Below are 11,672 nucleotides of genomic sequence, written 5' to 3'. Positions count from 1 at the left end.
GAGCGAAGGGCCGTCCGACATCGTCGGACGGCCCTTCGGCGTTGCCTCGAAGCCTGTGTGCCTCGAGCCGGACGTCAAGTGCCCGCATGGAGCTCGGGAACACGGCCCGCGAGGCCCGCGGCGATGTCCTCGTTGGACACGGCCGGGTCGGCGATGTTCGCGCTCTGCCACAGCGGCAGATCCGGGTCGAGGTCGTGGGCGAGCACGAGGACGGCGTCCCAGACCGCCGCGTTGACGATCGAGGAGAGCGGCGCGGTACGTGGCGCTCCCGCGGGCCACGTCGCGTCCCCCGCGGGCACCTGTGTGTCGATGACGACGTCGCTCAGGTCGTAGAGCCGCCGGCCGGCGCGCAGCGGCGCCTGCGCCGACGCCTCCCGTGAGGTCACGGCGACGACGGTCGCGCCCGCCTCACGCCCGAGCAGGGCGGCCTCCACCGGGTAGTGGTTGATTCCCGAGTTGGAGAAGACGACGAGCACGTCCCCCGGCCCGATCCCGGACCCCTCGACGACCTCGCGCGCGAGGCCGGGGGTCCGCTCCGCCGTCGTCGAGCGCAGCGCGCCGCCGAGCGGAAGGAGGTCGGGGTGCCACAGCGGCCGGACGCGGGCGAGGCCGCCAGCCCGGTAGAAGCTCTCGATGACCCCGGCGAGGGAGTGCCCCGCGCCGGTCGTGTGGACGAGCCGGTCCTCGCGGCCCGCGCGGACGACCTCCTGTGCCGTGGCCCGCAGGTCTGGCTCAGCGTCGGTGAGCACGCGGGTGATGTGCTCTGTCACCAAGTGGGAGAACCCGGCGAGGACGTCAGTCATCGAGCACCTCCGTGAGCTGCAACTCCGCCTCGGCGGTGTCGGCGGCCTGCCGGATCCTGTCGGCGAGGCCGCCGCCGAGACCTCTCGCGACGGCCTTGATCATCGCCATGTGGTCCCCTCCCGAGGAGAAGGAGAGCAGGACGTCGACGGGGTCGTTGGTGGGGTGGCCGAACTCCACCGGGGTGCCCAGGCGGAGGACGGCGAGCCCTTCGCGCGTGCCGGCCGGCACCTGGGCGTGGACGAGGGCGACCCCGCGCGTGAGCACGATGTAGGGCCCGTGCTCCTCGATCGCGGCCACGCAGGCCGCCGGGTAGTCCTCGCCCGCGGTGCCGAGGCCGACGAGGAGCTCGGCCGCTGCGCGCGTGCCCTCGCGCCAGTCCTCGGCGGACGCGGCGAAGGCGGCAGCCACCGGGGTCACAGCCATCCGGCCTCCTCCAGCGCCGGCCGTAGCCGCGCCTCCAGCGCCCCTTCGTCGACGAAGTCGTCGACGGTGACGATCACCGGGGCGGTTCCGGTGAGCTCGTCCACGTGCATGCCCTGGCCGACGATGACGTCGGCCTGGGTGCTGCGCGCGGCGGACAGGTCGGTGTTGTCCACGGCGGCAGGGACGCCCAGTCGCGAGAGGACCGCCTCCGTCGTCATCCGAAGGATGAGGCTGGTGCCCATTCCCAGGCCGCACACTGCGAGCACCTTGAGCGGGTCGGGTCGGTCAGACATGGTGGCCTCCAGTGGTGGTCGGGCTGTCGGATGCGCCGGCGCCGTCGACCGACGTCGTGGATGCGGTCGCGTGGTCCGCGGCGGGAAGGTCCGACGCGAGGCGTCGCGCGCGGCGGCCGAGGAGGAGTAGCACGGCGACCGTGACGACGAGGATCGCCCCGGCGACCACCCAGGCGGCGGCCGCGCCGAGGGGCGAGAGGAGCTCGGTGGCGCCGAGGAGGAGCCAGCCGACGGCGTACCAGTCGGGGTCGGCCAACGTGGCGATCTCCGGCGCGGTGTTGCGGTACAGACCCCACCCGATCCACTGGCCGAAGGCGAGCAGCACGCCGTTGACGACGCCGCCAAAGACGGCGCCACGCCACCCGGCCACCGCGTTGCCGAAGACGCCGCCGGATCCGCCGCCGAAGAAGAGCATGATCATGGGCGGGACGAGGACGAACCAGCCGGCTGCGGCGAAGACGCCCATGAGGACGAGAAACACGACGGTCGAGCTGAGGAAGCCGATCATCACGGCGGTGGGCGCCTTGGGGAAGACGACGGGGATGTCGAGGGCAGGGCGAGTGCCGGGCAGCACCTTGTCCGAGATGCCCTTGAAGGCGGGGACGATCTCGGCGAGGAACATGCGAACACCGAAGAGCAGGATGGCGATGCCGGCGGCGAATCGCAGCGCCTGGGTCAGCCCCCAGGCCCACGGCAGGAGCTCCGAGTCCCCCATCTGCTCCTGGACCACGCCGCTGTCGGCGAAGGCGATCGCGATGAGCATGATCACCGTGATGATCAGCGCCGTCGAGACGTTGATGTCCTTGAAGAAGGACAGCTGGCGCGGCAGCTTGAGCTTCTCCGAGTCGTGCTTCTGCGGGTCGCCCAGGCGTAGCGCACGTGAGCCGTACCCCGCGATCAGCGCCACGCTGGAGGTCGTGTGCCCGAGCCCGTACTGGTCGTTGCCCGTGACCCGGCGCATGAGGGGCGCGATCCACAGCGGCTGGAGCGTCCAGTAGCACGCGATGATGACGGCGCCGGACAGCACGAGCGTGGTGCGGGAGATGTCGGTGAGCACCTCGGCGAGCGAGGCTGCGATGACGATGCTCATCCAGAACATCAGGTGACCGGTGAGGTAGACGTACCGGGCGGCCGGGAACAGCCGGACGATCAGGAGGTGGATGGCGAAGCCCACGGCGATGATCATCGGCACGGCCGACCCGGTGCCGGCGAGGAAGTCATTGAGGGTGCTCTCCGCCGTCGGCGGCTGGAGGCCGACGGCGCTGGCGACGATGGCCTGGAAGGCGACCAGGCCTCCGACGAACACGTCGACGCCGAGGGTGAGGATGACGACGCCGACCACGGCCCTGAGGGTGCCGCCGACGACGGCCTCAACCGGCTTGCGCTGGAGCAGCAGGCCGGCGAGGGCGATGAGGCCGATGAGGATCGGCACCTGGTTGAAGACGTTGTTGGCGATCCCGGTGAGGATGTCCTGCGCGAGGTCCACGGTCTCTCCGTTCGGGGAAGGGACTCAACGGCGAGCGACTGGGCGACGGCCCGGGCGAGCTACTCTCGACGCTGAGTGATGCCGGTCACAACGTAGGGATGCGGGTGGCCATGGTCAAGCATGTCCGCGGCAGTGTCGCTCCCAGACGAAAGGCCTGGCCATCCGCTCATCGGCGCCTCCGGCGAGGGCTACGGTGTGCCGATGCACACCCTCACGACCGAGCGGCTCACCCTGCGTCCCTGGACCGACGACGACGTCGACTTCGCCCTCGACCTCTACTCCCGCTGGGACGTGGTGCAGTTCCTCGGCACGGAGCCGCGGGCGATGACCGACCGCGAGGAGGCGGTGGAGCGGGTCGCTCGCTTCCGCGGCGCCGACGACTCCCTCCACGGCGTCTGGCTCGCGACCCGCCGCACGAGCGGCGAGCGCCTGGGCACGCTCCTGCTCAAGCAGATCCCGGCCTCCGGGCCGGTCCTCCCGCTGGAGCCGTCCGGCGAGACGGAGATCGGCTGGCACATGCACCCCGACTCCTGGGGGCACGGCTATGCGACCGAGGCGGCCGGCCAGGTGCTCGAGCACGCGTTCGCCGGCGGTCTGGAGCGCGTCGTCGCGGTGACGAACCCCCGGAACACGGCCTCGCAGCGGGTGGCGCTGCGCATCGGGATGGAGCACCTGGGGCAGAGCGATCGCTTCTACAACGCCACGTGCGAGCTGTTCCTCGCCGAACGCCCGGCGGACTGAGCGCTCTCAGGGACGCCCTTTTGCAGCTCCGCACCCCGCCGCACGGGGCGTCCGAGGGCGCCAGGGGGCGTCCCAGAGGGTCGTGGGCCTGGCCTGCTGCGGCACCCGCGGTCAGGCGCGGAAGTGGTCCCAGCCGAGGGCGGTGACGTGGGCGGCGTCGGCGGGGCTCGGTACGACCCGCGGGCCGGCGGGTCCGGCCGCGCGGACCGTGCCGATCCTGCGGAACCCGGGCGGCAGCGGACGGTCGGGCGCGAAGGTGGCGAGCAGTCCGTGGTCCTCCCCGCCGGTGAGCAGCCACGCGGCGGCGTCGGCGCCGAGCCTGCGGGCAACGGGCTCGAGCCGGGCGAGGTCGGGCGCGAGCGCCTCGGCGACGGGGTCGAGGAGGATCTCCACGCCCGACGCGCGGGCCATCCGCCCGGCGTCGCGCACGAGCCCGTCGCTCACGTCCATCATCGCCGTCGCCCCGGCGTCGGCCGCCTGCGGCCCGGCGGCGTAGGGGGGCGCAGGACGCAGGAAGGCGCCGACGACGGCCGCGGTGTCGGGGTCCCCGGTGTACGGGAGACCGGCCGCGAGGACGGCGTAGCCCGCCGCGGCCCTGCCCAGGACGCCGGCGTGGGCGAGCACGTGACCGGGCCGGGCCCCGGAACGCAGCACCGGTGCCCGGCCCTCGAGGTCCCCGTGCACGGTGACGGCGACGACGACCTGCTCCCCCGCGCTGAGGTCCCCGCCGTCGACCCCGACGCCGAGCGGCGCGCACTCCTCGGCCAGGCCGCGCGCGAGGTCGAGCAGCCAGGCCACGGGCGTCGTCGGGGGCAGGACGAGCCCGACGACCATGCTCGTCGGGAGGGCCCCCATGGCGGCGATGTCGGCGAGGTTCTGGGCGGCGGCGCGTGCCCCGACGTCACGGGCGGTGCCCCAGTCGCGACGGAAGTGGTGGCCCTCGACGAGGACGTCGGTCGAGACGACGAAGCGCCCGTCCGGTGCGGCGACGACGGCGGCGTCGTCGCCCGTGGGGACGAGCGTGGCGCGCCCGCGCGGCAGGAGCGGTGCGAAGCTCGCGATGAGCTCGGTCTCGGAGAGGTCGGCGACGACCGGCGCCTGGTCGGGGGAGCTCGTCACGCGTCCACGCTACCCGGCGCCGGCCCGCCCCCTCCCCCGCCCACGGCGCGGCCCGCGGTGTGCGGGGAGGACCCTCGCGCCGGGTTACCGTGAGGGACGTGAGACGAGGCGCTGGTGTGACGGTGGCGGTGGCGGGGGTCGCGGTGCTCGGCGGGTGCGCGAGCCCGGTGACGGTCCCTCCAGGGCCGCAGGCGTCGGACCCGGTGTGCGCGGAGGTGCTCCAGCTGCTGCCCGGTGAGCTCGCGGGCGGCGCGCAGCGCTCGATCTCCAGCCAGGCCACGGCCGCGTGGGGCGAGGACCCAGCGGTGACGCTGCGCTGCGGCGTCGAGGTCCCCGGGCCGAGCACCGAACGGTGCATCACGGTCGAGAACGGGGACTCCTCGGTCGACTGGCTCGCCCTCGAGGGCGACGACGAGACGGTGCCCGAGCACGCGCGCCTCGAGAGCGGCGCGTGGACGTTCGTCACCTACGGCCGGGTGCCGGCCGTCGAGGTCGTCGTGCCCACCGAGCGTGGCGGGGACCAGCCGACGGCGGTGCTCGTCGACCTCGCCCCCGCCGTCGAGCTCACCACCGCCGAGCGCCACTGCGTGGGCATCGGCGACGCCTGACGCCGCGAGCGCGGGCACGACCGCCGAGCGCGGGTGACACGCCGGGCGCGCTCGCGCGGTTCACCCGCGGTCGGGCCCGGAACGCCCTAGCGCAGGCCGACGGGCCGCTCGAGGGCGAGCTGGACGAGCTCGTCGACCAGCTCTGCGTAGCTCATCCCGCTCCGCTCCCACATGAGCGGGTACATGGAGAACGGGGTGAAGCCGGGCATCGTGTTGACCTCGTTGACCGTCACCGCGCCGGTGGGCGAGACGAAGAAGTCCACGCGGGCGAGGCCCTCGCACCCGAGCGCCTCGAAGGCCTCCGCGGCGAGCTCGCGCACCCGCGCGATGACGTCCTCGGGCAGCTCCGCCGGGCAGCTGAGCCGCACGTGCGCGGCGTCGATGTACTTGGCCTCGAAGTCGTAGAAGTCGTGGCCGGAGACGGCGATCTCACCGGGCAGCGCCGTGCGGGCGGGCTGGTCGCCGCGCCCCCCGAGGACGGCGCACTCGATCTCGCGCCCCTCGATCGCCGCCTCGACGATGACCTTGGGGTCGTGCCGCTGGGCCTCGGCGACGGCGGCGGCCAGGTCCTGGCGACTCTCCACCTTGCTGATGCCGAGGGAGGACCCGGCCCGGGCGGGCTTGACGAAGACCGGGAAGCCGAGGCTCTCGACGGCGTCGGTCGCGGCCTCCGGGTCGGTGCGCCACAGCCGCGGGGTGATGACGGTGTACGGGCCGACGGGCAGCCCGTGCCCGGCGAGCACGACCTTCATGTAGTGCTTGTCCATGCCCACCGCCGAGGCGAGCACGCCGGAGCCGACGTAGGGCAGGTGGGCGAGCTCGAGCAGGCCCTGGAGCGTGCCGTCCTCGCCGTAGGGTCCGTGGAGCACCGGGAAGACGACGTCGACCTCCCCCAGGCTCCGGGGCAGCTTGCCGTGCTCCGAGACGATGAGCTCACGGTCGGAGGTCGCCATCGGCAGGACGACGTCGCCGGCCGCGCTGACCACCTCGGGCAGGTCGGAGCCGGCGATCGAGAGCATGTCGGGGTCGTCCGGGGCGAGCACCCACTGGCCCGAGGGCGTGATGCCGATGGGCAGGACGTCGTAACGCTCCCGGTCCAGGGCGCGCAGGACACCGGCGGCGGTGGCACAGCTGATCGCGTGCTCCCCGCTGCGCCCTCCGAAGACGAGGGCGATCCGGGTGCGGCGCGGCGGGCCCTCGGTCGCGGTGGCGTCCGGGGTCGCGGCGGGGGTGGCGGGCGTGGGTGAGTCGCTCATCGTTCGTGAGACTACCCGCGGGTGGCGCGACCGCCCTCCCAACCCGCCGCCTGAGCCCTCAGCCACCCTCCGGACACCGGCGGGCGTGTCGGTGCCACCGCATACGCTGGCCGGGTGAACGCGGACCTCAGCCCCAGCACGTACGCCGTCGTCGCCGGACGCCCGGAGCGCACCGAGGGCGCGCCGGTCAACCCGCCGGTCGTGCTCTCCTCCACCTACGTCGGCCGCGGGGAGGTGCAGCCGGGGCGCCACGTCTACACCCGCCTCGGCACCGAGACCTGGGAGCCCTTCGAGGAGGCGCTCGCCGGTCTCGAGCGGGCGAGCGAGCCCGCGCTCGTGTTCGCCTCCGGCATGGCCGCGGTGAGCGCGGCGCTCGACCTCACCCGCCCGGGCAGCCGGCTCGTCGTGCCGCGCCACGCCTACCACGCCACCCTCGTCGCAGCGCACCGGCTGGCCGGGCGCAGCGCGGTCGAGGTCGTCGACGTCGACATCGCCGACACCGCGGCCGTCCGCGCGGCCATCACCGGCGGTCCCACCTCCCTGGTCTGGGTCGAGACGCCGACCAACCCGATGCTCGAGGTCGCCGACATCCGCGAGGTCAGTGCGGCCGCCCACGCCGCCGGCGCGCTCGTCGCGGTCGACAACACGTTCGCCACGCCGCTCGCGCAGCGGCCGCTGGAGCTCGGTGCCGACGTCGTCGTCCACTCGGTGAGCAAGTACCTCTCGGGGCACTCCGACCTCATCCTCGGCGCCGTCGTCACCTCCTCGCGCGAGCTCTACGACGCCGTGCGCGCCACCCGGGACATCGTCGGCGGGATCGCCGGGCCGTGGGAGACGTGGCTCGCGCTGCGTGGCCTGCGGACCCTCGCCCTGCGCGTGGAGCGCTCGCAGGCCAACGCCGCCGAGCTCGCCCGGCGCCTCGCCGACCACCCCGACGTCGTCGCCGTCGGGCACCCGTCGCTGCCCAGCCACCCGCAGCACGAGCTCGCCGGCGCGCAGATGGAGGGCTACGGCTCGATCCTCACGCTGCGCCCGCGCGGCGGGCAGGCGGGGGCCGACGCGCTCGCCGGCGCGGTCCGGCTGTGGGTGCCGGCCACGAGCCTGGGCGGAGTGGAGTCCAGCCTCGAGCGGCGCCGCCGGTTCGCCTCCGAGGCGCCCACGGTCCCGGTCGACCTCCTGCGCCTGTCGGTGGGCATCGAGGACGTCGAGGACCTGTGGGCCGACCTCGCCCTCGGCCTCGCCGCGGCGGCGCGGGACTAGCATCGGGATCCCGACGACGGCCAACAGGAAGGCACCACCATGACGACCCGGCACGACGTGCGACGCCGTCTCCTCACCGCGGCGACCGCCTCCGTGCTCGCCCTCGGTCTGGCCGCCTGCGGCGAGGACACCGAGCCGAGCCCCGGCGGGACGACCACCCCGCCGGTGGGGACCGAGCCGACCACCGAGCCCGGGTCTGCCACGCCGACCGAGGACGCCACGACCACGGCACCCACCGGCGAGCCGTCCGGCGAGGAGACCGACCAGTCGGCGCTGCCGCCGTTCGAGCCGGCGGGCACGCCGCGGACGTCCGAGCCCAGCGGCGACCTGCTCCTGCCGGTCGACCTGCGGGTCGGGGACCACGAGGGCTACGAGCGCGTCGTCATCGACCTCGAGGGTGTGGGCGTTCCCGGCTGGCAGACCGAGTACGTCACCGAGGCGATCGAGGACGGCCGCGGCGAGCGCGTCGACGTCGCCGGTGACGCCATCCTCAGCGTCTACGTCTCGGGCACCCGCTACCCCCACGAGGGCGAGGCGCACTACGTGTCCCAGGGCCCTGTCGACGGGTCGGACGTCATCGAGGAGGTCCACTACCTCGGGACGTTCGAGGGCCTCACCCAGCTGTTCATCGGTGTCGACGGCGGGCCGGCCGACTACCGGGTCCTCACCCTGTCGAACCCCGCCCGCCTCGTCATCGACATCGCCGAGGACTGACCGGCCCACCTCGCCGGCGGGGACGCCCCGCCGGCGAGGTCACGCCTGCTCGGCCTTGCGGGGCCGGGAGAGCAGCGCCGCCGTCATCTCCGGCACCGGCAGCCCCTCGTGGAGCACGGCCGCGACCGCCTGGGTGATGGGCATCTCCACGTCGTGGGCGGCGGCGAGCTCGAGGACGGCGCGACACGTGCGCACGCCCTCCGCGGTGCCACCGGTGGCGGCGGTCGCCTCCGCGAGCGTCATGCCCTCACCGACGTGCCGCCCGAGCGTGTGGTTGCGCGACAGCCGCGAGGCGCACGTCGCGACGAGGTCCCCGAGCCCCGCGAGCCCCGCGAGCGTCTCCGCCTGCGCACCGAGCGCCAGGCCGAGCCGGGTCGTCTCGGCCAGGCCGCGGGTGATGATCGTCGCCGTCGTGTTGTCGCCGAAGCCGCGGCCCTGGGCCATGCCGACGGCGAGCGCGATGACGTTCTTCACCGCACCGCCGAGCTCGGCGCCGACGACGTCGGCGTGGGTGTAGGGGCGGAAGTACGGCGTCGCGCACGCGTGGGCCACGCGTGCCGCGGTCTGCTCGTCGGTGGCCGCGACGACGGTGGCGGTGGGCTGGTGGGCGGCGATCTCGCGGGCGAGGTTGGGTCCGGAGACGACGGCGATCCGCCGCTCGTCCAGGCCGAGCGCCTCACGCAGGACCTCGCTCATCCGCTCCCCCGTGCCCGGCTCCACGCCCTTCATGAGCGAGACGACGACGGCGTCGGGCGCCAGTGCGGGGCCGACGTCGGCGAGGACGGCGCGCACGGCCTGCGAGGGCACCGCGACGGCGACGACCTCCGCCCCCTCGACGGCGGCGCGGAGGTCGGTCGTGGCGCGCACACCGTGCGGGAGCTCGATGCCCGGCAGGTAGCGCTCGTTGCGGTGCTCCTCGGTGATCTGCCGGCACGTCTGCGGGGAGCGTCCCCACACGGTGACGTCGTTGCCGGCGTCGGCCAGGACGGCCGCGAACGTCGTGCCCCAGCTGCCGGTGCCGAGGACTGCCGCGCGGCTCACGCGGCGGTCCTGCGCGCGGCGCGGCGCTCGGCCTTGCGGGCGGCGCGGGCGGCGAGCTGCTCGGCGCGCGGGTCGCCGTCGCGGCGGATGTCGTACGGGCGGGCGGGCGGCTGCGCCTCACGCAGCTCGGCGAGCATCGCGGTGAGGGTGGCCATGATGCGCGCGGTCGCCTCGCGGTGGGCCTCCGGCTCCTCCGCCCGGTCGTAGAGGTCGTCGAGGTCGACGGGAGGACCGGCGTACACCGTCACCCGCCGGCGCGGGACCGGGTGGGGCACCGTGGCGAAGGGGGCCAGCACGTCCTGGACGCCCCACAGCGCGACCGGGATCACCGGGACGCGCACGGACAGGGCGAGGCGGCCGACGCCGGAGCGTGCCGTCATCGGCCACAGGTCCGGGTCCCGGGTGAAGGTGCCCTCGGGGAAGATCCCCACGCACAGGCCATCGGCGAGCGCCTGTCGCGCCGGCTCGAGGGACTCGCGGGCGGCGCTGGTGTTGCGTCGGACCGGGATCTGGCCGACCTTGCGCAGCGCCCACCCGAGGACCGGCACCTTGAACAGGGAGTGCTTGGCGAGGAAGCGCGGGGCCGCGCCGTTGTTGTAGAGGAAGTGGGCCAGCACGAGCGCGTCGAGGTTCGTCAGGTGGTTGCCGGCGGCGATGAAGCCGCCCTCGGCCGGCAGGTGCTCGGCGCCGCGCCAGTCCACTCTCATCCCCGCTCGGAGGATCGGACGGAGGACACCGGCGGCGAGCGTGTAGAGCAGCGGGACGGGACGAGCCATTCTCGGATCGTATCGCCGGCCGTGCGGGCCTCCGTGCGCTCACCGGGTGGGCACCGTCACGTCCGCGACGACGCCGCTCCCCTCCACCACAGGGTCCCCGGAGCCGGCCGCCCGGCGGGCGCGCCGGCGTCGGACGGCCCGCACGAGCCGCCGGACGGTGAGCGCGAGGACGAGGAGCACGGCGGCCGCGGGGAGCCACGGCACCGCGAGGGTGGTGACCTCGGCGGTGTCCCGGACGGCGTCGGGGCCCACGCTCAGCCGGCCGAGGACCGACAGGTCGGCCGTGAGCACGCCCCAGGCGGGCACCGAGGGCAGGACGAGGGAGTCGGCCAACCCGGTGAGCTCGGACGCGCGCAGGCTGTCACCGGGCATGAGCTCGGGGATCGGCCCGGCTGCCACGTCCGCGCGCATCGTCCCGAGCGGCCCGGCGACGGTCGCGGCCGACTGCGGGACGAGCCGAGCGTTGCCGGTGTTCGTCACCGTGAAGTCCAGGCGCGTCTCACCCGACCAGAAGTTCCACCACGGTGCGTCGCGGGTGAGGGTGAGGTCGGAGACCTGCATCGAGGGCGCGAGGTCGCCCGGCACCCGGAGGTACACGCGGCTCGCGACCCGCGCCTCGACGAGGACGCGCTGGCCGGTGCTCGTCGTCTCCTCCCGCGGCATGGAGACGACGACGCCGGCGAGGTAGTCACCCGGCTGCTCGTTGCCCGGCACGGCGACGGTGAACGGGACGGCCGTCTCCTCACCCGGGGCGAGCGTGACCTGCGCGGCCTGCGGGGTGATCCACGCGCCGGCGAAGCGAGGGGTGTCCTCGGCGAGGAGGAGGCCGAGCTCCCCCGAGGGGGTGGTGACGGCGTCGGTGGCCCACACGTCGACCGTGATCTCCTCCTCGCCCCGGTTGCGCACGAGCACGGTGTCCTCGTGGACCGCACCGGGCTCGAGGGTGAGCTCGAAGGCCTCGCGGGGTCCGGCGTCGTCCGGGGCGGGCAGCACCTCCCAGGCGGCGGGCGGTGGCGCGGGCTCCTCCTGGGCCGCTGCCGCCGGCGGCAGGGTGGTCGCGGCGAGCAGGGCCACCGCGGTGATCAGTCGTCTCATCGGTCCTCCTCGGTGCGGTGCCGCCGGTGCGGGAGGGCGCCGGCCCTCCCGCACCG

The 11,672-nt window shown here is 74.6% G+C and carries 13 protein-coding genes; 4 read left to right on the top strand and 9 right to left on the bottom strand.

All coding sequences use genetic code 11. The annotated features are described in order from the left end of the window. Positions 1–74 precede the first annotated feature (74 nt). From FHE66_RS08545 to FHE66_RS08530, 4 genes are read right to left on the bottom strand one after another with little or no spacing between them, the layout of a single operon-like run. The gene (locus FHE66_RS08545) at positions 75–803 is read right to left on the bottom strand and encodes a sugar isomerase domain-containing protein (protein WP_139072551.1); all 729 of its coding nucleotides are present in this window, start codon (positions 801–803) and stop codon (positions 75–77) included. Next, complete coding sequence (locus FHE66_RS08540; RefSeq protein ID WP_139072550.1) at positions 796–1,227, bottom strand: PTS sugar transporter subunit IIA; 432 nt, start codon at positions 1,225–1,227, stop codon at positions 796–798. Before FHE66_RS08540 ends, FHE66_RS08545 begins: the two co-directional genes overlap by 8 nt. Further along, positions 1,218–1,520, bottom strand: coding sequence for a PTS sugar transporter subunit IIB (locus FHE66_RS08535; RefSeq protein ID WP_139072549.1), 303 nt, complete (start codon positions 1,518–1,520; stop codon positions 1,218–1,220). The genes FHE66_RS08540 and FHE66_RS08535 overlap by 10 nt, the downstream gene beginning before the upstream one ends. Beyond that, the gene (locus tag FHE66_RS08530; RefSeq protein ID WP_139072548.1) at positions 1,513–3,006 is read right to left on the bottom strand and encodes a PTS ascorbate transporter subunit IIC; all 1,494 of its coding nucleotides are present in this window, start codon (positions 3,004–3,006) and stop codon (positions 1,513–1,515) included. Before FHE66_RS08530 ends, FHE66_RS08535 begins: the two co-directional genes overlap by 8 nt. A 201-nt stretch (positions 3,007–3,207) precedes the next feature. Here FHE66_RS08530 and FHE66_RS08525 point away from each other — a divergent pair, with 201 nt between their 5' ends. Then, positions 3,208–3,747 carry a GNAT family N-acetyltransferase gene (locus FHE66_RS08525; RefSeq protein WP_139072547.1) on the top strand — a complete coding sequence of 180 codons (540 nt, stop codon included), beginning with the start codon at positions 3,208–3,210 and terminating at the stop codon, positions 3,745–3,747. A 111-nt stretch (positions 3,748–3,858) separates the two neighbouring features. Here FHE66_RS08525 and FHE66_RS08520 read toward each other — a convergent pair whose 3' ends face one another. Next, positions 3,859–4,866: a thiamine-phosphate kinase gene (locus tag FHE66_RS08520; protein ID WP_139072546.1), complete on the bottom strand. Its 1,008-nt coding sequence runs from the start codon at positions 4,864–4,866 to the stop codon at positions 3,859–3,861. A gap of 98 nt (positions 4,867–4,964) precedes the next feature. Here FHE66_RS08520 and FHE66_RS08515 point away from each other — a divergent pair, with 98 nt between their 5' ends. Beyond that, positions 4,965–5,474, top strand: coding sequence for a DUF3515 family protein (locus FHE66_RS08515; protein ID WP_230976406.1), 510 nt, complete (start codon positions 4,965–4,967; stop codon positions 5,472–5,474). An 86-nt stretch (positions 5,475–5,560) separates the two neighbouring features. Here FHE66_RS08515 and FHE66_RS08510 read toward each other — a convergent pair whose 3' ends face one another. Continuing rightward, positions 5,561–6,730 (bottom strand): D-alanine--D-alanine ligase family protein, encoded by a 1,170-nt coding sequence (locus FHE66_RS08510; RefSeq protein WP_139072545.1) that lies wholly within the window; start codon positions 6,728–6,730, stop codon positions 5,561–5,563. Between the two features lie 114 nt (positions 6,731–6,844). Here FHE66_RS08510 and FHE66_RS08505 point away from each other — a divergent pair, with 114 nt between their 5' ends. Together FHE66_RS08505 and FHE66_RS08500 are read left to right on the top strand one after the other, a co-directional pair. After that, complete coding sequence (locus tag FHE66_RS08505) at positions 6,845–7,990, top strand: PLP-dependent aspartate aminotransferase family protein (RefSeq protein ID WP_139072544.1); 1,146 nt, start codon at positions 6,845–6,847, stop codon at positions 7,988–7,990. A 39-nt stretch (positions 7,991–8,029) separates the two neighbouring features. Next, on the top strand, positions 8,030–8,704 hold the full coding sequence (locus FHE66_RS08500; RefSeq protein ID WP_139072543.1) for a hypothetical protein: 675 nt from the start codon (positions 8,030–8,032) through the stop codon (positions 8,702–8,704). A gap of 39 nt (positions 8,705–8,743) precedes the next feature. On the opposite strand, the gene FHE66_RS08495 is transcribed toward FHE66_RS08500, so the two are convergent. The 3 genes from FHE66_RS08495 to FHE66_RS08485 are packed head-to-tail and all read right to left on the bottom strand — an operon-like array spanning position 8,744 to position 11,616. Continuing rightward, complete coding sequence (locus tag FHE66_RS08495) at positions 8,744–9,745, bottom strand: NAD(P)H-dependent glycerol-3-phosphate dehydrogenase (protein WP_139072542.1); 1,002 nt, start codon at positions 9,743–9,745, stop codon at positions 8,744–8,746. Beyond that, entirely contained in the window at positions 9,742–10,521 is a 780-nt protein-coding gene (locus FHE66_RS08490) for a 1-acyl-sn-glycerol-3-phosphate acyltransferase (protein ID WP_139072541.1), read from the bottom strand. Before FHE66_RS08490 ends, FHE66_RS08495 begins: the two co-directional genes overlap by 4 nt. Before the next feature lie 39 nt (positions 10,522–10,560). Further along, a complete protein-coding gene (locus FHE66_RS08485; protein WP_139072540.1) occupies positions 10,561–11,616 on the bottom strand; it encodes a WxL protein peptidoglycan domain-containing protein in 1,056 nt (351 codons plus the stop codon). Positions 11,617–11,672 lie beyond the last annotated feature (56 nt).

It is taken from the genome of Georgenia sp. 311, from assembly GCF_006151955.1.
GTDB lineage: Bacteria > Actinomycetota > Actinomycetes > Actinomycetales > Actinomycetaceae > Oceanitalea > Oceanitalea wutianyii.
This window is presented reverse-complemented; position numbering and strand designations above follow the sequence as displayed.

Bases quoted from the DNA above. Each gene is read 5' to 3' on its own strand.
- FHE66_RS08510 (WP_139072545.1), bottom strand. From the start codon at position 6,730: ATGAGCGACTCACCCACGCCCGCCACCCCCGCCGCGACCCCGGACGCC.
- FHE66_RS08545 (WP_139072551.1), bottom strand. From the start codon at position 803: ATGACTGACGTCCTCGCCGGGTTCTCCCACTTGGTGACAGAGCACATC.
- FHE66_RS08525 (WP_139072547.1), top strand. From the start codon at position 3,208: ATGCACACCCTCACGACCGAGCGGCTCACCCTGCGTCCCTGGACCGAC.
- FHE66_RS08535 (WP_139072549.1), bottom strand. From the start codon at position 1,520: ATGTCTGACCGACCCGACCCGCTCAAGGTGCTCGCAGTGTGCGGCCTG.
- FHE66_RS08540 (WP_139072550.1), bottom strand. From the start codon at position 1,227: ATGGCTGTGACCCCGGTGGCTGCCGCCTTCGCCGCGTCCGCCGAGGAC.
- FHE66_RS08490 (WP_139072541.1), bottom strand. From the start codon at position 10,521: ATGGCTCGTCCCGTCCCGCTGCTCTACACGCTCGCCGCCGGTGTCCTC.
- FHE66_RS08485 (WP_139072540.1), bottom strand. From the start codon at position 11,616: ATGAGACGACTGATCACCGCGGTGGCCCTGCTCGCCGCGACCACCCTG.
- FHE66_RS08500 (WP_139072543.1), top strand. From the start codon at position 8,030: ATGACGACCCGGCACGACGTGCGACGCCGTCTCCTCACCGCGGCGACC.